Raw genomic sequence first — 22,851 nt, forward strand, 5'->3', positions numbered from 1 at the left:
GGCTTTCAGCATCACATTTCCCCTTCCGCTGCATTCCTATGACAAGCTGAACAACATGCATTACACATTCGAAACCCGAATAATATCAGCAAAGACGCCAGCTGCCGTTACCTCGGCACCTGCCCCATAGCCTTTAATAATCATTGGGAACTCATGGTAGCGCTCCGTTGTGAACATCACCAGGTTATTACTTCCCTGCAAATCAAAGAAGGGATGTCCTTGTTCAATCTCCTGCAAGCCAACTTCTGCTTTTCCATCTTCATATTTGGCCACAAAACGCCAGCATTTATTTTCCGACTCCAGCTTTTGACGGCGTTGCTCAAAATCCGCATCAAGATTGGATACTCCATCCCAGAAGTCTTCCATACTTCCGTCGAAAAATTCATCAGGAATAAACTTATTAATGACCACATCTTCTTTATCAATCCGATAGCCCGACTCACGAACCAAAATCATCAACTTACGAACCACATCAATCCCACTCAGGTCAATCCGTGGATCTGGTTCCGAATAGCCTTCCTCTTGAGCCATTTTAATGGTCTTACTCATGGGAACATCTTGAGCAATTGTATTGAAAATAAAATTTAGCGTTCCTGAAAGAACTGCTTCAATCTTCTGAATTTTATCGCCTGCATTCACTAAATCATTCAAGGTATTAATGATTGGTAAACCTGCTCCAACATTGGTTTCAAACAAGAATTTGATTCCTTTTTGTTTGGCTATTTTCTTCAGCTTCAAATAATTTTCATATTCCGAAGATGCAGCCACTTTATTGGCAGTCACAATCGACACGTTGGCATTCAGCAAATCGGCATACAAATCAGCGGCATCATTTGAAGCCGTACAGTCAACAAAAACCGGGTTGAAAATATTCATATCAATCACCGCTTGCTTGTAGGCTTCCAAGCCCGATTGTTCTCCTTCTGCATCCAAGCGCTCCTTAAAACCATCAATGGCAATTCCATCGCGATCGAGCAACATTTTCTTCGAATTGGCGACACCAACCAGTTTCAATTTCAGGTGCTTTTCCTTCATCAGTTTCTCCTGTTGCTGACGAACTTGTTGCAACAAGTTTCCACCAACTAAACCAATCCCCAACATGAAAATATTGACCTCAACATTTTCAGATAAGAAGAATGATTCATGAACGACATTCAATGTTTTTCGCAGATCGCCGTCTTTTACCACCCATGAAATATTTAACTCCGAAGCTCCCTGTGCAATGGCGATGATGTTCACCCCGTTTTTACCGATGGTGTTGAAAAGCTTTCCGGCAATACCTGTTGTTTGCTTCATGTTTTCGCCAACGATAGCCACAATCGATAAGCCACTCTCAACTTCCACTTTATTAATTTGCTGACCAGCTATTTCACGCTCAAACTCGTTACTTATTGCCTGTTCAGCTGCTTCAGCCTTAGGTGTATCTACCGCAAACGAGATGGAGTTTTCAGAAGAAGCCTGTGAAATCAAAATCACGTTGATATCTTCCCGGGCAAGTGCCCCAAACAAACGCATGGAAATCCCAGTCACTCCTACCATTCCTAGTCCTTGAACGGTAATCAGGCTAATATTTGAAATGGATGAAATTCCTTTAATCGGCCGATCCTTCCCATTGGGTTCGCTTTCCCGAATCAATGAACCTTCCGCTTCTGGCTTCATGGTATTTTTAATCTGAATCGGAATCCCTTTCTGGTACACCGGCAAAATTGTTGGCGGATAAATCACCTTTGCTCCAAAATGCGACAATTCCATCGCTTCGGAATAACTTAACGACTCAATTGTATATGCCTTCCGGATGACCCGTGGATCAGCCGTCATAAAGCCATCAACATCGGTCCAGATTTCCAACACATGGGCATCCAAGGCTGCCGCAAAAATCGCTGCCGTATAATCAGAGCCACCACGTCCCAAAGTTGTATATTCTCCAGCGTTGTTGCTAGACACAAATCCCGGAGCAACACAAATTCCAGAAAATCCATTGAAGGCTTCTTGCACCAACTTTTCGGATTTCTCAAAGTCAACCAAAGCCCGGCCAAAAGCACTGTCTGTTTTAATTAGTTTGGAAGAATCAACCCACTGAGCACCGTCGATAAACTGACTGATAATATGCGAAGACAAACGCTCCCCAAAACCGCCAATCTTATCCAAGGTTTTGGGAGTCAACTCCCCAATCATTGAAACGCCTTGAATCACTTTATCTAACTCATCAAGCAAATGAATGACAGTTTCTTTTACGGTCTCTTTCTGTTCGCCATTAAACAAAGCCTCCACCACTTCTTCGTGCCGTTCTTTAATTCCCGTCATTTCCGTGTTGAAATATTCCGTACCCATCACTGCCATTCGGGCTGCATTCAATATTTTATCGGTAATTCCGCCCAATGCAGACACCACAACGATAACATCGTCCTGCTGATTTTTAACGATCTCTTTAACTCTCCGGATATTTTCGGCACTTCCTACTGAAGTACCGCCAAATTTCAACACTTTCATTCGTTTATATTTTTATTTAAGACGTTAGATTTTAGACACCTTATTGGGATTTTTAATTACGACGGCAGTCCCATCGACAAGTAGATAAAATAACTAGAACCAGTCATTCTAATTTCGCTTCCGGACCATTACCTACTAATGAATTGTTTCCTAATACTTTGACATTCGCTTATTCTATCATTCACTCCCAAAAACCTTACAATTTTTCAAAAAAAATCTGGATGAAGCAGTTATAGCCTCACCCAGACATCAACTGCAAGTTAATTCATTTTTATTGCATCGTAGCAGCAGCCGTAGCTACAGCTTCAATAATTTTCGTTTCTAACTCCTGAGCTAATTCCTGGTTATCGCGCAAAATATTTTTCACCGCCTCACGCCCTTGCCCAAGTTTTGTTTCGCCATAGCTAAACCATGAACCACTTTTCTTAATGATGTTGTAATTTACTCCCAAATCAATAATCTCTCCCACTTTGGAAATTCCTTCACCATACATAATATCAAACTCTGCTTTACGGAATGGTGGAGCCACCTTGTTTTTCACCACTTTTACGCGGGTATGGTTCCCCATCACTTCTTCGCCATCTTTAATTTGTCCAATCCGCCGAATATCCAAACGTACAGAAGAGTAAAACTTAAGTGCATTACCCCCCGTAGTCGTCTCGGGGTTTCCAAACATGACGCCGATTTTTTCACGCAGCTGGTTGATAAAAATACAGCAAGTCTTGGTTTTATTAATCGTACCGGTAAGCTTACGCAAGGCTTGTGACATCAAACGAGCCTGCAAGCCCATTTTGGAGTCACCCATTTCACCTTCGATTTCCGATTTTGGAGTCAAGGCAGCCACCGAGTCAATGACAACAATATCAATTGCACCAGAGCGAATCAGGTTATCGGCAATTTCCAATGCTTGTTCTCCGTTATCCGGCTGAGAAATCAACAATTCATCGGTATCAACACCAAGCTTTTTGGCATAATATGGATCAAACGCATGCTCTGCATCAATGATGGCAGCAATGCCTCCCGCCTTTTGAGCCTCAGCAATTGCATGAATCGCCAAAGTCGTTTTACCAGATGACTCAGGCCCATAAATCTCGACAATTCTTCCCTTGGGAAATCCACCGACCCCCAAAGCAATATCCAAGCCAATTGAGCCGGAAGAAATTGCCGGAACATCTTCAACAGGGCGATCCCCCATTTTCATGATCGAGCCTTTTCCGTAACTTTTTTCAATTTTATCCATGGTAAGCTGAAGGGCTTTCAGCTTTTCCTTATTTACATTCGTGTCTTCTTTTGCCATAGTTACTATAAATCTAGAGCTTTGATTATTTGGTTTGTATGATCCTTTGTTTTCACCTTTGCAAACACTTCCTCGATAACACCTTCTTCGTTAATCACATAAGTTGTCCGCAATACTCCCATGTATTTTCTTCCGTACATGTTCTTTTCACCCCACACACCATACGCCTGCAAAATTTCCTTTTCGGTATCAGCAATCAGGTTAAACCCAAAGCTAAACTTATCAGCAAATTTTTTGTGCGATGCCACACTGTCCGGGCTAACCCCTATGACCTCGTAGCCTTTAGCCAACCAAGCATCATAATTATCGTTCAGGTTACAGGATTCAGCCGTACACCCAGGTGTATTATCTTTCGGATAAAAGTATAAAATTAACTTTTTGCCTTTAAAATCCGACAAAGAAATGGTTTCGTTATTTTGATTAAGTCCCTTAAAGTTAGGTGCAACTTCACCTTTTTCTAACAATGCCATACATTTTTTTTGTTTAATTAGACAAATATACTTGAATTAATGATAAATATCAGCGTTTTCACGCTCGAAAAACTAACAAAAACTAAACAGTTAAAGAAAAATTAGCTTTCAACATTTTTTGTAATTTTACTTTCGAAAACGATTTAGCTAATATGTGCGAAAACATGACAACTTCTTTGAAAACAACTTCATTTCTCTTATTGTTTGTGCTCATTTCTGCTTTCTTTACTAAAAGCACTCAGGCACAAAATGATCCAGAGCAATTGGCGAAGGATTTTGTGGAAAACGGCAACTATTCCGAAGCACTTCCCTATTTTGAGGATTTGGTTCACTTATACCCTCAGGACAAGGAACTAAACTACTATTTGGGTATGTGTTTGGTCGAAACAGAGAATTTTTCACAACAAGCCAGAAATGCTCTTCAAATTGCCCTGGGAGATGATACCCCTGCCAAGAGTTTCTACTATTTAGGGCAGTGTTTTCACGCCGAAAATAATTTCTCCGAGGCACTCCAATATTATCAGCAATACGACAAGGAAGCCAAAAAGAGGGAAAAACGCTCGACCCGTATCGAAGAATTAATCGAGCTTTGCGAACAGCAAGTTAATCCTTTCCCTGTGCCTGAAGAAGAAATTACAGAAGAACAAGAGGAAACAGCTGCTCCAGAAGAAGAGCTAATCCCCGAAGTCGTTGAAATTCCGACAGGCCTAGCTGACAGCTTAATTAATTTTCAGGTAAATGCGACCATAAAATACCTGAACATTGATCAGTTTAACAGCAAAAATTCATTGAATGCTTTTGTAAAAGCCTGGCAAGCCGAACAAAACCTGAATAATATCCAGGAACAAACCAGTCGATTACGTAATGCGTACAAGACTGCGCTGGCTAGCAATAAAAATAAAATTGCAGAACAAATCCTTCAACTTGAAAAAGAAACTTACCAGCAAACACAGGCTATCAATCAGTTTTATGCTGAAGCACGTGCGCTGGAGAAAGCATACTGGGACGGTCAATCTGCTCAATCGATTCAAGATTTTGCGCTACAGGTTCGCCAAATGGAAGATAGCATTCAACATGCCCGTGAACAAAAACGCATTGAAAAGTTGGAAGCACAAAAGCCAATTGTGCTACCCGACAGCCTGGTCAAAACCATGCTACCTGAAGAGCCGGTCGTTGTTGACAAAGGAGTCGTATATAAGATACAGATCGGTGCATACAGTAAAACACCGCCAGACTGGGTACAGCGCCTGTATAAGAAGCTAGCAATTATTCGAAGGATTGACCAATATACTGATGAAAAAGGAGTTACTGTTTATACCGTCGGTGAGTTAAAATCATACAACGATGCACTGCAAATGCAATCGCAGGTACGTACCGAAGGTGTAAAAGATGCGTTTATTGCCGCCTATCAAGACGGTCAACGAATTTCGGTGCAAGAAGCTCGAAAGATATCAGAAGAATGAAAGCCATGACCATGAAAGCAAAAGAATCTCCGGAAAAACAGTCAGAGCAGGTAAAAAAAACAAAAGAAGAGGAAGCTCGTTTCCTGATTTTGCACAACGATGACCACCATAGTTTCGACTATGTTATTGATGCCCTCATCAGTGTTTGTGAACACGATGCAGAACAAGCAACCCAATGCACTTTAATCACACATTATAAGGGGAAATGTGATGTTAAAAAGGGAAGTTTTACTTATCTTAGTCCAATGAAGAAAGCCTTGGTTGCTCGTGAACTAACAGCCACCATCGATTAACCTGTAGCAAATGACCATATTAATCATTCTATTCCTGATTTTCCTTGGAATCTTATTACTCCTGTTGGAGTTTGTTGTTATTCCAGGAATCACCATCGCCGGAATTGGCGGTGTATTGTTATTAGGAGCCAGTGTTTACTTAGCTTTTGACACCTATGGGGTCGTGGCAGGAATTATCACCTTGGCAGTTGTTTTAATTGCCGCACCAGTAGTTGTCTTCCGCTTTTTTCAAAGCCGAACCGGGAAAAAAATGCTACTCAATTCGGAGATTGATGGTCATGTAGACCAAATCGATTCGCAGACGATCCATGAAGGCGACGAAGGAATCACCCTTGGACGCTTAGTTCCCACTGGTAAAGTACGCATCAACGAGCAAATTATGGAAGCCAAATCAGCCACAGGCTTCGTTGATCCAAACGTAAAAATCCGCGTCATTGAAGTATTGAAAACACAAGTAATTGTTGAACCCATAAATCAAGAATAATGGAATATTTTGGAACTTTTGGATTAGTTATGATAGAATATTTTGGAACTTTTGGATTAGTTGTAGGAATTTTTGTCCTACTAATCATTATCCTGTACTTTATCCCTATTGGCCTCTGGTTTTCGGCCTTAGTATCTGGTGTTCGTATTTCGCTGTTGCAGCTTTTCCTGATGCGTTTCAGGAAGGTTCCGCCCTCAATTATTGTTCGCGCACTCATTGAAGGAACAAAGGCTGGAATCAAACTTGACCGCGATAAACTGGAAGCTCACTACCTGGCTGGAGGAAAAGTTGACATGGTTGTTCATGCGCTGGTCTCTGCTGAAAAAGCAAATATTGATTTGGGCTTTAACATGGCCACAGCCATTGACCTTGCCGGTCGTGATGTATTTGAAGCAGTACAAATGTCGGTAAACCCCAAAGTAATTGACACCCCTCCTGTTGCTGCTGTTGCCAAAGATGGAATACAGTTGATTGCAAAAGCTCGAGTTACCGTTCGTGCAAGCATCAAACAATTGGTTGGTGGTGCAGGTGAAGACACCATTCTTGCTCGTGTTGGCGAAGGAATCGTATCATCGATAGGTTCATCGCACACACACAAAGCAGTATTGGAAAATCCAGATTCGATTTCAAAAGTCGTTCTAGACAAAGGCCTCGATGCCGGAACTGCTTTCGAAATACTTTCAATTGATATCGCTGATATTGATATAGGTAAAAACATTGGAGCTGGTTTGCAAATTGATCAAGCAAGTGCTGATAAAAACATTGCTCAGGCGAAAGCTGAAGAGCGTCGTGCAATGGCTGTCGCTCTAGAACAAGAGATGATTGCGAAAGCACAAGAAATGCGTGCGAAAGTTATTGAAGCTGAGGCTCAAGTACCACTGGCTATTTCTGAAGCTTTCAAATCAGGAAATCTAGGAATCATGGACTACATGAAATACAAAAACATCATGGCAGATACGTCTATGAGGGATTCAATTGCCGGAGAAGAGAAGAAAAAGAAAAAGTAATCCAGATCCAACCAGATATTACAAGGGTGCAACGAATAGTTGTACCCTTTTTTATTGACTAGCTGAGGCTATATAAAAAACCAAGATAATTATTTCGAGCAAGCGTAATTTCTTTTCAAAAAAGATGATTTAGCCCTATTAACTTTGAATTAACAATCAACAACGCATCTCCAATTCACCTACACATCCATTCAGCGACAATAAGTTACAGTAAGAATAAAGATGCAAAAAATACGGAACTGTTCTACAACACAACTTTTAATATTCGCTTAACACTCATTTCTGCTCCCCGGCATATCTTTGCCACTGAATTTATTTCATAAGTTTAGGTTTGATTAGTTTTATTGGTTTAGTTAGGTTAGAAAAGGGTAGATGGAGATCTACTCTTTTTTTTAAGCTCTTTTCGAAATAAGGCTTTTCAAAAAAATGTTCTACAACACAATTTTTAATATTGGCTTAACACATATTTGTGTTTTAAAACATATATTTGCCGTAGATTTTATTTCATAAGTTTAGGTTTGATTAGTTTTATTGGTTTAGTTAGGTTAGAAAAGGGTAGATGGAGATCTACTCTTTTTTTTGCTCTAAACCGAACGCCTCCAACACCTTAGTTCTTCTTAAAAAAGCAACAACTCATCATTTAACCACTTGGGGGCTTTTCTCTTGGCTATTTCTTATCTTTTAGTTCGGCATGCCTAAAACAGCTCACTAAATGGTCATTCACCATTCCTGTTGCCTGCATATGTGCATACACAATGGTAGAACCGACAAACTTAAAACCTCGCTTTTTTAAGTCCTTACTGATTAAGTCTGACAAAGGCGTTTTTGCAGGAACTTCTGATAAGCTTTCAAAATAATTAACAATTGGTTTGAAATCGACAAACGACCAGATGTAGCGATCAAAGCTTCCAAACTCTTTTTGAACCTCTAAAAAACATTTCGCATTATTTACACTAGCAGCTATCTTCAATCGATTCCTGATTAAGCCCTCGTTTTGCAACAACTCATTTAGCTTTGCCTCATCATAAACAGCTACTTTCACCGGATCAAAATCATCATAGGCTTTTCGATAGTTTTCTCGTTTTTTTAAAACGGTAAGCCAACTTAAGCCGGCCTGCACGCCTTCCAATAAAAGAAACTCAAACAATTTTTGATCATCATGTAAGGGAACACCCCATTCTTTATCATGGTAATCAATATACAATTCATTTTTAAGGCACCATTCACAACGTGTTTTCATTTGGATTAAAGATTAGATTATAGATATTCAGACCTTAGACTATGGACAGCAGAAAGTAGCTACTATCAACTTCTGCCACATGCTTTCAAGCTAAGAAATAATTGTATTATTCAACAATGGACATTCAACTTTCAAGATGTTCGGACAATTTATAAATTGAAAACTTGAAACAATTCTGTTTCATTTTCATTGGTTTGATTTTTGTTAATAATTTGAAATTTCACTAAAAATACGAAAAACTAATTCGTAGACATTCAAATATTCGTTTTGCTCTTCGTAAATTGCACGGCACGAAAAACGAATACTACATAGAAAGACTGACTGCTCATGAAACTCAAATTGTCGATCTTACTTCTTTTGATCAGTAATCTGGCCTTTAGCCAGCTAAATATTAGCCACTACATCCGTGTAGGTCAAACTCGAATTCAGGTTGGAAACTATGTTGGAGCCATAGAAAACTTCAACATTGTCATTAAGTTTAAACCCCAACTACCCGAGCCTTATTATTACCGTGGCGTTGCAAAACATCAGCTTGAAGACTTTCGTGGTGCTATCCGGGATTATGATCAGGCTGTTAAAATTAAGCCCTACTACCCCGATGCTTATATGCACAGAGGACTTGCTTTTCTCGAGCTGAAAGATTACGACTCTGCTTTGAGCGACTACGACAAAGCACTGGAACTATCCCCAAACAATGCTGCGATATACAATAATCGGGGAATTGTCAAACTTTCGTTGAAAGACATTGAGGGCGCCATTGCCGATTACGACAAAGCACTGGAAATCAACCCAAATTTTATCAATAGCTTTATCAACCGAAGCAACGCGAACATCCTCAAGGGCGACATAAAAGAAGCCATTCGCGACTTGAACCGGGCAATCATCATTCGACCTCACTATGCGAGTGCCTATTTGCTTAGAGGGTTGGCCCGCTTTGAGCTTGAAGACTACGCAGCTGCCTTGCGCGATTTCGATCAAACAATAAAACTTGATCCACAAAATGCTTTTGCCTACAACAACCGAGGGATTGTTAAGCAAAAATTGGAAGACTATCGGGGTGCAATTATGGATTACGACTTGGCGCTTGATATTAATCCCACACTTCCAAATGCTTACCTAAACCGGGGAATTGCCAAAGAAGTCTTAGGAGAAGCTGGTTATGAACACGATTACGACGTTGCAGCCAAGCTTGATCCTCGCTTAGATATTAGAAAACGAATGATGGAGGAAGCACTGGCTCAGAACCAACAAAGTCAGCAGTCTCAACAACAGTCTTCAACGAGCAACCAACAACAAGGCAGTGCTCAACAAAGTCAAAGTACACAACAAAAAACTCCTGCTCAGAGTCCCAAGCGGCCTTCCATGCAACAACAAGAGGAGACCAAGGAGCAACGCGATCGCCGGCGCTTCCGATTATCACTGGCTGATACCCGAAACCTACCAACTGACGAAGAGCAGGAAATTGATGATGGACGCATTCAAAACCGCAATATTGTTATTGAACTGCAGGATATTTTCGTGATTTCATCATACAGCCAGAACTCGGTCGACTACGAACGCTTGCAGTATTATAACCTCGCGTTGGAAGAACTGAATAGTTTCAATAATTACACGCCCACCATGACCATCAGTAATATTGAGACCTCCAAGTTCATAGACTATTTTAGAAACAACATCCTTTATTTCAATGAAAAAATAAAAACAAACCAGGTCGCCCAAAACTACCTAAGCCGGGGAGTTTTTAAGTTTTTGGTTAATGAATATAGCGAAGCAATGGAAGACTTTGACCAAGCGTTGAAATTGAACGAAAGAAGTACTTTGGCCCATTTTAGCCGGGCGAATTGCCGCACAGAAATGGTCAAGTTACTAGAATCCTTACCTGATTTTTCGGAAGATCTTACAATTCCGGTTGGAACAAACTCAGGAAATTCAGCTCAAGCTTCGGAATTTATCAACGACTACGAAAATATTTTGGATGATTATCAGGTGTGTATCCACCTCAACCCAAATTTTCCGTTTGCCTATTATAATAAAGCCTACATTCTTTGTAAATTGGGCCGCTACCAAGAAGCGATCCGCAACTTGGACAAGGCGATTGAATTGCAGCCTGATTTTGCCGAAGCCTACTACAACCGGGGACTCACCAAAATTTATCTTGACGAAGTTGATGGTGGTGCAGTTGATTTGAGTAAGGCAGGAGAATTAGGAATTCAAGATGCCTACAATGTGATTAAACGTTATTGTAACTAAAATCAACAGATCGTTAGTTTTTCAATCTGTCAGACATTTTAGAATTATTCAAACGGAAAACCCTTAAATTAAAAATACAACTATGAGTCGATCTCCCCTTGCAGAGCGTCTTCGTCCGAAAAAACTGGACGACTACATTGGCCAGGAACATTTGGTTGGTGAAGGCGGTGTTTTGCGTAAAATGATTGAGTCCGGAAACATCTCATCCATCATTTTGTGGGGACCTCCCGGAGTTGGGAAAACGACTTTGGCAAAGATTATTGCGAATACACTCGACCGCCCGTTTTATACCCTTAGTGCGATCAACTCAGGGGTAAAAGACGTTCGGGAAGTGATTGAGAAAGCCCGCAAGCAACAATTCTTCAATCACCCCAACCCAATCCTATTTATCGATGAAATTCATCGATTCAGTAAATCCCAACAGGACTCGCTACTGGGAGCTGTTGAACAAGGAACCGTTACGCTGATTGGTGCCACCACTGAAAATCCATCATTCGAGGTGATTAGCCCACTATTATCGCGCTGTCAAGTCTATGTCTTAAAGCATCTTGACAAAACTAACCTGCAGCGCATTTTAGAATTGGCAATTACCAAAGACACCGATCTAAAACAAAAAGAAATTGTCATTAAAGAATATGAATCATTGCTTCGTTTTTCAGGAGGCGATGCACGTAAGCTACTCAACATTCTTGAATTGGTGATTTTAGCGGAGGAAAATGAAAAAGTTGTGGTGACAAACGACAAGGTGACCGAACGGCTGCAAAGTAATCCGGCGATTTACGATAAGAATGGAGAAATGCATTACGACATCATTTCGGCCTTTATCAAAAGTATCCGAGGGAGTGATCCTGATGCTGCAGTCTACTGGCTTGCCCGGATGATTGAAGGAGGTGAAGATGTTAAATTTATTGCCCGCCGGCTAATTATTTCAGCGGCCGAAGATATTGGCTTAGCCAATCCCAACGCCTTACTATTAGCGCAAAGTGCTTTTGATGCCGTGCATAAAATCGGGCACCCCGAATCTCGAATTATCCTCTCGGAATGCACCATTTACCTAGCAACCTCTCCCAAGAGTAACTCGGCCTACGAGGCAATAAACTCGGCACAAGCACTGGTAAAACGCACTGGCAACTTGCCCGTTCCGCTTCAAATTCGGAATGCACCAACCAAGCTGATGAAAGAACTGGGCTATGGCAAAGATTATAAGTATTCCCACGCCTATAAAGGAAATTTTGCTGAGCAGGATTTTCTTCCAGAAATGGTAAAAAATGAACGGCTTTACAAACCGCAATCCAATGCTTCAGAACTTAAAATTTTGGAACGCCTAAAAGCCTGGTGGGGAAAACGCTTCGATAAATAATCCAGCAAAATCCTCCAAACCCTACGGCTTGAGATAATTGTTAATGAACCTACGGAATCTCCGTCGATTTCAGCACTCCCCACAAACAATTTCTAAGCTTTGTTGTTTTTCTGACAATAGATAAAAACAATTGAACAAATGGGTAAAACAGCCTGTAAGAAGAAAGATTTTGAGGAGTCGGAAACCCCCAAGTATTGTTGTAAAAAATGTGGCGCAAAGGTTAAGAAAGAAGGAAAAGTCTGCAAACCCAAAAAACTCAAATAAGCTGCGATGAAGCACCTATTAGTAGGCTTGGCTACCGTTTTTCTATTGTTACAAGTTAACAGCCTCCAAGCCCAGGATAACTGGTCAGAATACAACGAAACAGTCCTGGAAGACTCCATTTTTGCCATTGATGAAATCACCGTAAAAGCCTTTCATTATGAAAGTCGCCTACAAGAAGCACCAGCTGCCATCGCAATTATTCCTGCTTTGCAATTGGAACGCAACTCGCTCCAGCCCGTCGATTTTACCTTGAATCAGATACCCGGTATTTACATGCAAAGTGCCAGTCTGACAACCAATCGACTTACCATTCGAGGAATTGGCAGTCGGTCTCCCTATGCGTCAAACAAAATTAGAGCCTACTATGGTGGTATTCCCTTGACCAACGGGGTTGGTGAAACAAGTATCGAAGATTTAAACCTGGCAGTATTGGGAAGTGCTGAAATCATCAAAGGACCGGCATCCGGATTTTATGGCTCGGGATTGGGAGGAACCATCCTTTTTTCGCCAAGACAAGCACGCCAAAACCAATTTCTATTTGACTATGGAATAGGCTCTTTTCAGTCGCAACAACAACATGTCCAAATGGCATTATCCGACTCCAGTAAGAGCCATTTTCTTGCCTTGGAAAACATTCAATCAGCAGGATTTCGGAGAAATAATGAAACGGACCGTCAAAACTTAAACTATGCCGGACAGCTCCGCATTGATAATCACCAGCTCCACTTCATCGCCAATCATACTGACTTAAAAGCCTATATTCCGAGCTCAATAAACATTGAAACATTTGAAGATTCCCCACAGGAAGCCGCTGGAAATTGGGCAGCTATCCGAGGGTATGAAGATTCAGAAAAGAGCCTTTTCGGTGCCTCCATAGACTCTGAATGGAAAAACCGCTGGCATTCCACCATTGGACTTTTTGGACAGCGAAGAAAAGCTGATGAGTTGCGCCCTTTCAATTTTCTAAAAGAAAGTAGCCATTACCTTGGTGCCAGGATGGTTTTGGAAAAAATGATTAAAACAACCGAAGGACATTGGAAATTTCTTCTTGGTAATGAAACGTTTTTTGAAACCTACCATTGGGAAACCTACCAAAATACCGAAGACCGGGCTCCCAGAGATACTCTTTCCGATAATCGAGAACGACGTAATTACTTCAATATTTTTACCCAGCTAGAATATCATTTTGCTAGCAAATGGCACCTTTCAGCAGGGCTAAACCTCAACCAAACCCGGTACAATTACACCGACCAGTTTTTGACGAATGGTAATCAGTCGGGGAAACACACTTTTAAACTCATGTACTCGCCACGCCTGGCAATGAATTATGAACTAAGCCAACGAAAAAATATATATGCGCAAGTTAGCCATGGTTTTTCACCTCCAAGTTTAGAAGAGACCTTACTACCTGATGGTGATCGCAATACCGCGATAAAACCAGAAAGTGGCTGGAATTTTGAACTCGGTAGCCGAGGCTATTTATTCGACCGCTTTTACTACGATATTTCCGCTTACTACATGACTGTAAAAAATTTACTAGTCGCCCGGCGAGTAGGAGAAGATGCTTACTTTGGAATTAATGCCGGCAAAACTGCTCATCCAGGTTTGGAGTACGATTTGCGCTACCAGTTATCATTGCCAACCAGCGCATGGAGCCACCAACTTCAACTAAATGGAAGTTATTCGCCTTACTCTTTTATTGACTTTGTTGATGGCGAAAACGACTATTCAAACAATGAACTAACTGGCAGTCCTCGCAGTCAGGTCAACGCTAGTTACCTTGTCAGTTTTAAGCGAAAAATTGACTTGCAGCTTTTCTATAAACATGTCAGTGAGATCCCACTGCGGGATGATAACTCGATATACTCCGATGCTTATGGCGTAGTGAACTTACAAGCGCAATACACCAGAGAATGGGGCAATTTTCAACTCAAAGCATTTCTGGCTCTTAACAACCTTACTGACGAAAAATACAGTTCCATGGTCTTAATTAACGCCAGTTCATTTGGCGGAAATGCGCCTCGTTATTACTATCCTGGAGCATCGCGGAACCTAAATGGGAAACTACAACTCGCCTACTTCTTTTAAAAGCTGTTTGTCGCCAAAACTACACCCAATTTTAAATAAAAAAGTGAAGGTTAATTCCGACAGCGTCTGCCCCCTGCCAATCACTGTTTCGCTTGGTTTGCTGCCAAACATAGTACATATCAATACGCAAGTAGTCCAGTTTCAACATTTCCAACCCACCGTAAATACGAGCCAAGTGTGTTCCGTCTGAACTTAACTTGGTAAATAACTCTTCTCCCAGGTAGGGTTTTGGCCAAGCTCCTTGCCCCGGAAAGCGAACAAAAATATTGTGGTAATACCTGGCATAGGCATCTCCTTCACTAAAAGTGCGATACTCCAGCCGGTTTGTTGTTTTACACTTTATTTTAGATTTTGGTAATTGAAGTCCTGTAACAAATTGAGGACGATACTCCATGACGTCTCCAGTCTCCTTGCGAGTTTGCGCTCCTCTAAATGCCAATCCCAAGCTAAACCAATCATTCATTTTCCGAGATAAGGCAAAATCGAGGTAAGTCATATCCCGAAAATGCTCCTCTGGCAGGTAATGAATTTTTGAACTAAACTTCATTTTATAATCCGAATTTAGCTTCAGATGTACACATGAAGTATTCCACAAATAGAACTTTTTCTCTTCCTGAGCTTGGCTTGAAATTACGCAAGCAAGCAAAACAAACAATCCCAATAAGCGTTTCACAACGTATTCTCCTTTTTTTTAATAGCCGACAAAGATAGCCTTTCAAAATCAATTTCGGTTTAAATAAGTATCTTAGTCTTTCACACGAAACCTAATTAACCATGCGAATACTCCTTATTTTGCTCATTCTAAACCTAACAAGCAGTTTCGAAAACCGTGCACAAATGGCTTCCGCCATCGATCATTTGATAAAAACGAAGGGCTCCATCACTCAAGTTGCCTCAGGCTTTTCATTTACTGAAGGCCCCGCAGTTAACTCGTTAGGAGAAGTTTATTTCACCGACCAGCCCAATAATAAAATCTACCGATGGCAAGAGCCTGATCAAATAACAGAATGGGAAGTAGATGGCGAAAGAGCCAACGGCCTTTACTTTCTATCCGATAGTGTGTTGATTGCTTGTGCTGACTACCGCAACAAGTTAATTGGCATAGACAAACAAGGGAATAAAACAGTTTTAGTCGAAGGATACCAAGGCAAGCATTTAAACGGCCCTAACGATTTGTGGATTCACCCCAATGGAAACATTTACTTTTCGGATAGCTATTACCATCGACCATGGTGGCCCGAAGGTCATGAGGAAGTGCAAGATCAACGAGCTGCATATTGTTTCAAGCCTAATGGAGATCTTATGCGAGTAGCTGAAGGTTTTGAAATGCCCAACGGACTAATCGGAACTCCAGATGGAAAACAACTTTACATCTCGGATATACGCGCAAAGAAGATTTGGAAATATACGATTGAAGCCGATGGTCACTTAGCTCAGAAGACCTTTTTTGCACCTGAGGGTTCCGATGGAATGACAATCGACAATCAGGGAAACGTTTATCTGACGAATTCGGTCGTTTCAGTCTTTTCTGCAAAAGGAGATAAACTTGGAGAAATTGAGGTACCAGAGCGCCCCTCAAATGTTTGTTTTGGCGGAAAGAATCGACAAACGCTCTTTATCACCGCACGAACTTCTGTTTACTCTATAGCAATGCGAGTAAAAGGCGTAAACTAACAAAAGCCGCCCCGAAGAGCAGCTTTTGTCACTATAATCATTTTAATAACTATCCGTTGATCGCCTGACTTGCTGCAGCTTTCAATTGCTTTGCAGTGTCATTATTAGGAGTTAACTCCAAAGCTTTATCAAACAAAGGCAATGATTTTTTGAATTCTTCTTTTGCCTTAGTTGTTGCTTGTTTGTACTGATCATCCGTTGTTTTGAATTTCCCAGCAGCAACATCGGCAGCAGCTTGTTTCAAAATGGCAGCACCTTTTTTGTAGAAGGCATTACCTTCTTTCAAGTAGTAAGTTGAAAGCATTGATTTCATCTTTGTACTATTGGGATTAGCTGCAATACCAGCTTCCAATGTCGCAATAAAACCTTCTTCGTCTTTTGCTTTACGTTGTGAGTTTGCTTTGTACAAGTAAGCAGTAGAAGTTTTGTAGTTATTTTGAATAGACTGGTCAAAATACTTGACAGCCTTTTCATAAGCTTTCACTTTATACGCACAATAACCTGCATTGTAGATCATTGCATTGTCCTCTTCCTCTTCGCCCCAATTGGCAATTGATTTCTCAAATAACTCCAGAGCCTTTTTGTAATCTTTGCCTCTCAAAGCATCATTTCCATCATTCTTCAATTGAACGGCATCCACTGCATCCTGTGCAAAACCGGCTACCATTCCCAGGCAAAATACAATTACTAAAAAAAATCGCTTCATAATTTATTCGCTTTTCAGTTTTATTAAATTAATACGGTTAACTTTTTCAACCCTCTTTTTTTGAAGTTTCTCAAAAGTAACAATAATGATTTAAAAAACTAAACAAAAATCAATCTGCTCCGATTTTATTCTCTCATTAACAACCAATTATAGCGCAAAAAAATACAGAATACCGTCAGTATCCTGTATTTCATTTACTAACTAATCTAAAAACTAATCAGGGCGAACAAAACCAATGCCCTCGATATTCTTGTCTATTTGCGGATTTCCTCGATAACGTATTTTCCCAACGCCCTCGATTTGGGCTTTTAAATATTTCGTTGCATAAACCGATGCCCCTCCAACACCTTCAATGTCAATCGCCACTTCTTCGGTTTTAAAGTCATTTGCATTTAAGTGTCCAGCTCCCGATAAGCGAACATCCATCTTGCGGGCAACTCCCCGAAAAGTATAACTCACGCCACCTTCTCCTTGCAAATGAACTTCTTCGGCTTTCATTTCCATCTCAATTTTCGCTCCCCCCTCAACCGACAAGTAAAAATCATTCAAATCAAGATAGCCCTTGGTTTCTAACTTAACGCCTCCTTCAATTTTCAATGACTCCAGTTGCTCAAATTCAATGTAGAGGATCATGCTTTCAAAATTGAAATGCTTTTCTTTTAGCTCAACATGAAGCGTCCCATTGTCACTGTCAACATCAATGTATTCAAAGGATTCTTCATCGGCTTTAATTCGGAGTCCTGGCTTTCCCGATTGCTCCAAAATTACCTTATAACCACCTTCAAGCACGACTCGTTGAAAGTTCTCAACATCATAGGTACGCACATCATCATCATCCCATTCCTTATTTGCCAGGGAGAAAAAAGGGCTAAGCACAAAAACACTTAGAAAAAGTAAAGTTGTAATTTGAGTTATCTTCATAAGGTCTGCTTTACGGTATTATCTGTTCGAAAAACAATCAATCATTGAACTTGTCAAATCAAAATCGTTTAGGTAAAAGTAGATAAAATGCCCCCCTTAGAGCTAACTTTTTCGATAAACCCCCATTTTTCACAGGTAAACAGAGATCAGTTGTCGGAATCTTTTAGGTTTACAAACTATCAGCTTCATCCTGTCTTATAAAAAATCCCGACTAAAGGTAATGCGCAGCTTACTTTTTTGCTTGATATCGATTTACAAGCACCGCCAAATAGAACAGCACATAAGCAATCAACAGAATTCCCACTGCAATGACCACCCAATCGGCAAGCTGCAGGTATGAAAAAGTCATTTTTTGCAGAGCCATATATCCCAAAGCAGCAACTAATACACCTATAAGAGCATAGGCAAAAACAGCTTTCTTTTGTCGAGCTAAAAGCACACTTAACGTTAGCCAGCTGCCTCCTGTTAGTAATAAAAAGGCAGCCTCGTTGCTATTGTTTTCGGTCAATTCCAGGAGTCCAAGCACCAAGGGAACAACTGCAATCAGGCAAAGCATGCGAGTTAAGCTGGAAAACACTTTTGAGAATTGCAGAGCTGTTGTCAGGTGAGGGAAGATCGACTTTGTAGACTTTTCACTTACAGCAAATTGCGCTAAGTCCAAATCAGCTTTCGATTGCAGCACTCCCCGCTTGATCGCTTCTTCAATAGCAAACTGTACTGCAATGGGTTCGTAGGAATTACGCTGCCTCAGCAGATCAATCAATGCTTCATCCGTCAAATTGCCAATCCGTTCTTTTAGTTCCATGTTTTCCATAAAACAAAAATAGAAAAGTTCCCTTAGTCAGGGGAAGGAAAGACTATATAATTCAACAAATAGGAGAAACAAATGGAAAAAGCTTTCCAGCTAACTTTTGTTCTCGATATCGACTTAGCCCATGACCTTTAAACTTTATTAACAACAAATGTGAGTAAGGTTTATTAAATTTGATGTTTCACCTAAAATTTTTCAAACATGTATAATTTCGATTTTAAGAATCCCGTAAAGATATGCTTTGGGAAAGGGCAAATTACCAAGCTCTCAAAAGAACTCCCCGCCAATAAAAAAATCCTTTTAACCTATGGTGGAGGAAGTATTTTTAAGAATGGAGTTTATGACCAAGTTAAGGCAGCTACCCAAGGAATGGATATTGTGGAGTTTGGAGGAATTGAGCCCAACCCACATTATGAAACGCTGATGAAAGCAGTAGAAGTTGTTAAGAACGAAAAAATCGATTATCTACTCGCTGTTGGTGGTGGTTCGGTCCTTGATGGAACCAAATTTATTGCAGCTGCCGCGCTGTATGAGGGAGATGATCCTTGGGATATTTGTGCCAAAAGAAGCGAGATCATCGTAACAGAAGCACTTCCAATCGGAGCCGTAATTACACTCCCAGCTACAGGGTCTGAAATGAATGGAAACTCGGTGGTAACACGCGTTTCGACCCAGGAAAAACTGGCCTTCGGCTCAACTGCTGTCATGCCTCAGTTTTCAATCCTTGATCCAGAAGTTATTTTCTCTCTTCCCGACCGGCAAGTTGCCAACGGAGTGGTTGACGCTTTTGTGCATGTGATGGAACAATACCTGACCTTCCCGGCTGATGCTCCACTACAAGATCGTTTTGCCGAAGGCATTTTACACACCTTAATTGAAGAAGGCCCAAAAGTATTGGCCGACCGCCAAAATTATGAAGCGGCTGCCAACTTCATGTGGAGTGCAACCATGGCTTTGAACGGCTTAATTGGAATGGGAGTTCCTCAAGATTGGGGTACACACATGATTGGCCATGAATTAACCGCTTACCATGGCATTGATCACGCCCGAACACTGGCCATTGTTCTTCCTGGAATGATGCATATTCGTCGCAAAGAAAAGCAAGATAAAATTCTACAATATGGTGAACGCATCTGGAATATTTCGGAAGGCTCCGTTGATGAACGGATTGATCAGACCATCCAGAAAACCATTGCCTTTTTTGAGTCGGTTGGAATAAAAACAACCCTCCCTGATTATGAAGTTCCGAATAGTACGATTGAAAAAATCACGAACCGCTTTGAAGAACGCGGAATGAAAATTGGAGAAAAAGTCGATATCGGCCCAAAAGAAATTCAGGCGATTTTGGAAGATCGTTTATAAAATAGATTTGAAAGCTTCACAATTAAGTGGAGCCTTTCTTCTTTCAATTCATTTTACTCCAATAGCTCACGAGCAGTCTCCCTTGCGGTATCTGAATGACGATCTCCACTCAGCATCTGAGCTAATTCATCTACCCGTTCATGCTCTTCCAGTTTACGGATGGACGTAAAAGTTTGCTCCTCCTCATCAAACTTGTAAACCTGGTAATGATGATCGCCTTTCGCTGCAATCTGAGGTAGGTGGGTAATATTAATCACCTGCATTCGTGCAGAGATCGATTTTAAGATGTCCCCCATTTTTACCGCTATCTCGCCTGAAATTCCGGTATCAATCTCATCGAAAATAATCGTTGGCAAGGCTTTGCTATCAGTTATCAAGCTTTTGAGTGCCAACATCAAACGCGACATCTCACCGCCCGAAGCAATTTTCGAGATCTCCTGAGCTTCTGCATTTTTGTTCGCATTGAATAAAAAGCGAACCTCGTCGCCTCCAGTCATTCCCCGTTGGTTGGTCTTAGCAAAACTCAACTGAAAAACGGCATTAGCCATTCCCAGCTTTTGCAACATACTCACTACAGCTTGCTGGAACTTGTCGGTTACAGCCATTCTACTTTCGGTAAGCTCATTGGCAGCTTTATTTAAAACTGCTTCTTCTTTTGCCAGCTGAACTTCGAGCTGAGTCAGTGTTTCATCGTAAGATGCCACCTGCCCTATTTTTTGATCCAGGTCCTCCCGAATTTCAATCAAGCCTGCGACGGAATCGGCATGGAACTTTTGCTGTAACGAATAAATTAGATCCAATCGTTCAGCAACCAATTCAACTCTCGCCGGATCATGCTCAATGCGCTCGGCAATACTTTGACTCTCGCCAGCCAGATCCTGCAACTCGATATAGCATGACTCCAACCGCTGATTCAACTCTCCGGCCTGATCAAAGTAATCAGCCATTTTACCCAAGCGATTAACATGCTCCTTCAGCCGAGTTAAAAGTCCCGCTTCATCTCCCTCTAAATCATCAGCCAACTGTCCAAAAGTCAGTTTGATATCTTCTGCATGCTCTAAACGGTTCTGCTCAGCTTCCAGCTCTTCTTGTTCCTCTGGCTTAAGCTTTGCTTCGTCAAGCTGGTTAAACTGAAATTGATAATAATCCAGATCCTTTTTAGCCTGCTCCGCTTTCTCCAGCAGCTCTGTGTACTCATTATGGGTTTGGGTATAAACGCGGAATGCCTGTTGATAACTCTTCAAAACGGATTGGTTTTGAGCGACCAGATCAACCAGGTTCAACTGAAATTGCCGGTTTCCAAGCTCCAAATTCTGATGTTGCGAGTGAATATCAATCAGGCGAAGTGCCAACTCTCGAATTGTTTTTAGATTCACCGGAGTATCGTTAATAAAAGCCCGCGATTTCCCCGATGGAGTTATTTCTCTACGCAGAATCGTCTGATCATCATAGTCCAACTCGTTTGCTGCAAAAAAGTCAGTTAACTGGTAGTTTTTCACCTCAAAACTTCCTTCAACCGTACATTTCTTACTCTTGTCGCGTAAAACAGATAGATCAGCCCGCTGCCCCAGGATTAATCCCAAAGCACCCAACAAAATAGACTTCCCTGCCCCCGTTTCTCCGGTAATAATGTTAAACCCTGAGTTAAAATCGATGGACAACCGATCGATCAGTGCATAGTTCTTGATATATAACGATTGTAACACAGAAGCAATTTTTAGGTTTTAAAACTCCTCTGCAGCCTCCTTAATCTTATCGTACTTACTTCCGTTAGAAGGATCAACTTCATTCAAAATAGCCAATATCCGATTTCGTTCATCAGGATATGATTTTGAAAAAACGTTGACTAACTCATTTGCTTTAGCATCAAAGAAGATTTGCAGAATATACAGCGAAGGTCTGGAGCGAAAAACTTTCTGGATAGACTTCAAGGATTCAGCTATTTCAGCACGTCCTTCTTCAATCCGTTCCGACATTTGATCCAAGCCTAAGCGATGGTATTGATAGATACAATCACGGTAAGGTGCATAAGACTTATTCAGCAAGTTCTCCACTAACCAGTAGCGGTTTCGTTCACTCTCATAGGCTTTCCACCCAGAATAGCGAACATTTTGCGAGTTATTAACAATTTGCTGTGCCTTTTGATAATATTCGGTACCTCCATTCGGTGAAAAGGAATCGTAATCCATTCCCAAAATCACGTAAGCATAATAGGCCATGATATTGGTTAGGTTATCCCTGTTCGAGGTTTCATTAAACTCCATGGTTTGATACTCCACATATTCCACATGAAAGTCATTGTCTTTAATATTCAACACAGGACTCTCATAATCGGAATTAAAAATGGGGCGTCGTAGCTGCACCTGAATACTTCCTTTAAACTCATTGGCTGATACTTGTTCAGTAAGACGAATGTAAATACTACATTCAATACGTTCGTCCATGGAGTAGACATGATCCGTCCACTTACGGTTGTTCATAAATTCGTACAAGTCGGCCTGCATAGTCCGAAACACATTCCGGTTAGCTCCTTGAATTTGTTGCCCCGACACACTGACGTTGCACCTTAACTCTTGCGCTACACCTGTAACGACACTCCATAAAACAATCAGAAATAACAAGCTCAGTCTTCTCATAAGTCGATAATAGCTGTGGAGTAAAAGTAATCAAA

The 22,851-nt window shown here is 41.1% G+C and carries 19 protein-coding genes; 9 read left to right on the forward strand and 10 right to left on the reverse strand.

Translation table 11 applies throughout. From position 1 onward, the window contains the following. Positions 1–60 precede the first annotated feature (60 nt). From thrA to bcp, 3 genes are all read right to left on the reverse strand, one after another. The gene (thrA, locus tag BM156_RS19510) at positions 61–2,490 is read right to left on the reverse strand and encodes a bifunctional aspartate kinase/homoserine dehydrogenase I (RefSeq protein WP_093921591.1); all 2,430 of its coding nucleotides are present in this window, start codon (positions 2,488–2,490) and stop codon (positions 61–63) included. A 271-nt stretch (positions 2,491–2,761) separates the two neighbouring features. Beyond that, complete coding sequence (gene recA, locus BM156_RS19515) at positions 2,762–3,787, reverse strand: recombinase RecA (RefSeq protein WP_093921592.1); 1,026 nt, start codon at positions 3,785–3,787, stop codon at positions 2,762–2,764. 5 nt (positions 3,788–3,792) lie between these two features. Beyond that, positions 3,793–4,257: a thioredoxin-dependent thiol peroxidase gene (gene bcp / locus BM156_RS19520; protein WP_093921593.1), complete on the reverse strand. Its 465-nt coding sequence runs from the start codon at positions 4,255–4,257 to the stop codon at positions 3,793–3,795. A 164-nt stretch (positions 4,258–4,421) separates the two neighbouring features. Here bcp and BM156_RS19525 point away from each other — a divergent pair, with 164 nt between their 5' ends. The 4 genes from BM156_RS19525 to floA are packed head-to-tail and all read left to right on the forward strand — an operon-like array spanning position 4,422 to position 7,504. Continuing rightward, a complete protein-coding gene (locus BM156_RS19525; protein ID WP_170847021.1) occupies positions 4,422–5,720 on the forward strand; it encodes a tetratricopeptide repeat protein in 1,299 nt (432 codons plus the stop codon). Positions 5,721–5,731: 11 nt separating this feature from the next. Then, positions 5,732–6,013, forward strand: coding sequence for an ATP-dependent Clp protease adaptor ClpS (locus BM156_RS19530; protein ID WP_212733563.1), 282 nt, complete (start codon positions 5,732–5,734; stop codon positions 6,011–6,013). A gap of 10 nt (positions 6,014–6,023) precedes the next feature. After that, positions 6,024–6,497: an NfeD family protein gene (locus BM156_RS19535; RefSeq protein WP_093921595.1), complete on the forward strand. Its 474-nt coding sequence runs from the start codon at positions 6,024–6,026 to the stop codon at positions 6,495–6,497. Then, a complete protein-coding gene (floA, locus tag BM156_RS19540) occupies positions 6,497–7,504 on the forward strand; it encodes a flotillin-like protein FloA (protein WP_317614674.1) in 1,008 nt (335 codons plus the stop codon). The genes BM156_RS19535 and floA overlap by 1 nt, the downstream gene beginning before the upstream one ends. A 667-nt stretch (positions 7,505–8,171) precedes the next feature. On the opposite strand, the gene BM156_RS19545 is transcribed toward floA, so the two are convergent. Continuing rightward, positions 8,172–8,744, reverse strand: a complete 573-nt coding sequence (locus BM156_RS19545; protein ID WP_093921596.1) for a DNA-3-methyladenine glycosylase I — start codon at positions 8,742–8,744, stop codon at positions 8,172–8,174. Between the two features lie 327 nt (positions 8,745–9,071). Between BM156_RS19545 and BM156_RS19550 the strand changes: the two genes are divergently transcribed. The 3 genes from BM156_RS19550 (at position 9,072) to BM156_RS19560 (ending at position 14,706) form a co-directional block, all read left to right on the forward strand. Next, positions 9,072–10,994 carry a tetratricopeptide repeat protein gene (locus BM156_RS19550; RefSeq protein ID WP_093921597.1) on the forward strand — a complete coding sequence of 641 codons (1,923 nt, stop codon included), beginning with the start codon at positions 9,072–9,074 and terminating at the stop codon, positions 10,992–10,994. Between the two features lie 82 nt (positions 10,995–11,076). Continuing rightward, entirely contained in the window at positions 11,077–12,354 is a 1,278-nt protein-coding gene (locus BM156_RS19555) for a replication-associated recombination protein A (protein WP_093921598.1), read from the forward strand. Positions 12,355–12,624: 270 nt separating this feature from the next. Continuing rightward, positions 12,625–14,706 carry a TonB-dependent receptor gene (locus tag BM156_RS19560; RefSeq protein ID WP_093921599.1) on the forward strand — a complete coding sequence of 694 codons (2,082 nt, stop codon included), beginning with the start codon at positions 12,625–12,627 and terminating at the stop codon, positions 14,704–14,706. Between the two features lie 31 nt (positions 14,707–14,737). On the opposite strand, the gene BM156_RS19565 is transcribed toward BM156_RS19560, so the two are convergent. Next, complete coding sequence (locus BM156_RS19565) at positions 14,738–15,379, reverse strand: DUF2490 domain-containing protein (protein ID WP_093921600.1); 642 nt, start codon at positions 15,377–15,379, stop codon at positions 14,738–14,740. 101 nt (positions 15,380–15,480) lie between these two features. Between BM156_RS19565 and BM156_RS19570 the strand changes: the two genes are divergently transcribed. Then, positions 15,481–16,380 carry an SMP-30/gluconolactonase/LRE family protein gene (locus tag BM156_RS19570; RefSeq protein WP_093921601.1) on the forward strand — a complete coding sequence of 300 codons (900 nt, stop codon included), beginning with the start codon at positions 15,481–15,483 and terminating at the stop codon, positions 16,378–16,380. Between the two features lie 49 nt (positions 16,381–16,429). Here BM156_RS19570 and BM156_RS19575 read toward each other — a convergent pair whose 3' ends face one another. From BM156_RS19575 to BM156_RS19585, 3 genes are all read right to left on the reverse strand, one after another. Continuing rightward, positions 16,430–17,086 (reverse strand): tetratricopeptide repeat protein, encoded by a 657-nt coding sequence (locus BM156_RS19575; protein ID WP_093921602.1) that lies wholly within the window; start codon positions 17,084–17,086, stop codon positions 16,430–16,432. 213 nt (positions 17,087–17,299) lie between these two features. Continuing rightward, positions 17,300–18,007, reverse strand: a complete 708-nt coding sequence (locus BM156_RS19580) for a head GIN domain-containing protein (protein WP_093921603.1) — start codon at positions 18,005–18,007, stop codon at positions 17,300–17,302. A 229-nt stretch (positions 18,008–18,236) separates the two neighbouring features. Then, complete coding sequence (locus BM156_RS19585) at positions 18,237–18,812, reverse strand: hypothetical protein (protein WP_093921604.1); 576 nt, start codon at positions 18,810–18,812, stop codon at positions 18,237–18,239. A 207-nt stretch (positions 18,813–19,019) separates the two neighbouring features. Here BM156_RS19585 and BM156_RS19590 point away from each other — a divergent pair, with 207 nt between their 5' ends. Next, the gene (locus BM156_RS19590; RefSeq protein WP_093921605.1) at positions 19,020–20,180 is read left to right on the forward strand and encodes an iron-containing alcohol dehydrogenase; all 1,161 of its coding nucleotides are present in this window, start codon (positions 19,020–19,022) and stop codon (positions 20,178–20,180) included. A 53-nt stretch (positions 20,181–20,233) separates the two neighbouring features. Here BM156_RS19590 and recN read toward each other — a convergent pair whose 3' ends face one another. Both recN and porD read right to left on the reverse strand, forming a co-directional pair. Then, entirely contained in the window at positions 20,234–21,886 is a 1,653-nt protein-coding gene (gene recN / locus BM156_RS19595; RefSeq protein ID WP_093921606.1) for a DNA repair protein RecN, read from the reverse strand. Between the two features lie 18 nt (positions 21,887–21,904). After that, on the reverse strand, positions 21,905–22,816 hold the full coding sequence (porD, locus tag BM156_RS19600) for a type IX secretion system protein PorD (protein ID WP_093921607.1): 912 nt from the start codon (positions 22,814–22,816) through the stop codon (positions 21,905–21,907). Between the last annotated feature and the right edge of the window lie 35 nt (positions 22,817–22,851).

This window comes from Sunxiuqinia elliptica (assembly GCF_900113005.1).
In the GTDB taxonomy this organism is placed as follows: domain Bacteria; phylum Bacteroidota; class Bacteroidia; order Bacteroidales; family Prolixibacteraceae; genus Sunxiuqinia; species Sunxiuqinia elliptica.

Excerpts from the sequence above, each read along its gene's own strand:
- thrA (WP_093921591.1), bottom strand. The coding sequence starts at position 2,490 with ATGAAAGTGTTGAAATTTGGCGGTACTTCAGTAGGAAGTGCCGAAAAT.
- recA (WP_093921592.1), bottom strand. The coding sequence starts at position 3,787 with ATGGCAAAAGAAGACACGAATGTAAATAAGGAAAAGCTGAAAGCCCTT.
- bcp (WP_093921593.1), bottom strand. The coding sequence starts at position 4,257 with ATGGCATTGTTAGAAAAAGGTGAAGTTGCACCTAACTTTAAGGGACTT.
- BM156_RS19525 (WP_170847021.1), top strand. The coding sequence starts at position 4,422 with ATGACAACTTCTTTGAAAACAACTTCATTTCTCTTATTGTTTGTGCTC.
- BM156_RS19530 (WP_212733563.1), top strand. The coding sequence starts at position 5,732 with ATGAAAGCAAAAGAATCTCCGGAAAAACAGTCAGAGCAGGTAAAAAAA.
- BM156_RS19535 (WP_093921595.1), top strand. The coding sequence starts at position 6,024 with ATGACCATATTAATCATTCTATTCCTGATTTTCCTTGGAATCTTATTA.
- floA (WP_317614674.1), top strand. The coding sequence starts at position 6,497 with ATGGAATATTTTGGAACTTTTGGATTAGTTATGATAGAATATTTTGGA.
- BM156_RS19545 (WP_093921596.1), bottom strand. The coding sequence starts at position 8,744 with ATGAAAACACGTTGTGAATGGTGCCTTAAAAATGAATTGTATATTGAT.
- BM156_RS19550 (WP_093921597.1), top strand. The coding sequence starts at position 9,072 with ATGAAACTCAAATTGTCGATCTTACTTCTTTTGATCAGTAATCTGGCC.
- BM156_RS19555 (WP_093921598.1), top strand. The coding sequence starts at position 11,077 with ATGAGTCGATCTCCCCTTGCAGAGCGTCTTCGTCCGAAAAAACTGGAC.
- BM156_RS19560 (WP_093921599.1), top strand. The coding sequence starts at position 12,625 with ATGAAGCACCTATTAGTAGGCTTGGCTACCGTTTTTCTATTGTTACAA.
- BM156_RS19570 (WP_093921601.1), top strand. The coding sequence starts at position 15,481 with ATGCGAATACTCCTTATTTTGCTCATTCTAAACCTAACAAGCAGTTTC.
- BM156_RS19575 (WP_093921602.1), bottom strand. The coding sequence starts at position 17,086 with ATGAAGCGATTTTTTTTAGTAATTGTATTTTGCCTGGGAATGGTAGCC.
- BM156_RS19580 (WP_093921603.1), bottom strand. The coding sequence starts at position 18,007 with ATGAAGATAACTCAAATTACAACTTTACTTTTTCTAAGTGTTTTTGTG.
- BM156_RS19585 (WP_093921604.1), bottom strand. The coding sequence starts at position 18,812 with ATGGAACTAAAAGAACGGATTGGCAATTTGACGGATGAAGCATTGATT.
- BM156_RS19590 (WP_093921605.1), top strand. The coding sequence starts at position 19,020 with ATGTATAATTTCGATTTTAAGAATCCCGTAAAGATATGCTTTGGGAAA.
- porD (WP_093921607.1), bottom strand. The coding sequence starts at position 22,816 with ATGAGAAGACTGAGCTTGTTATTTCTGATTGTTTTATGGAGTGTCGTT.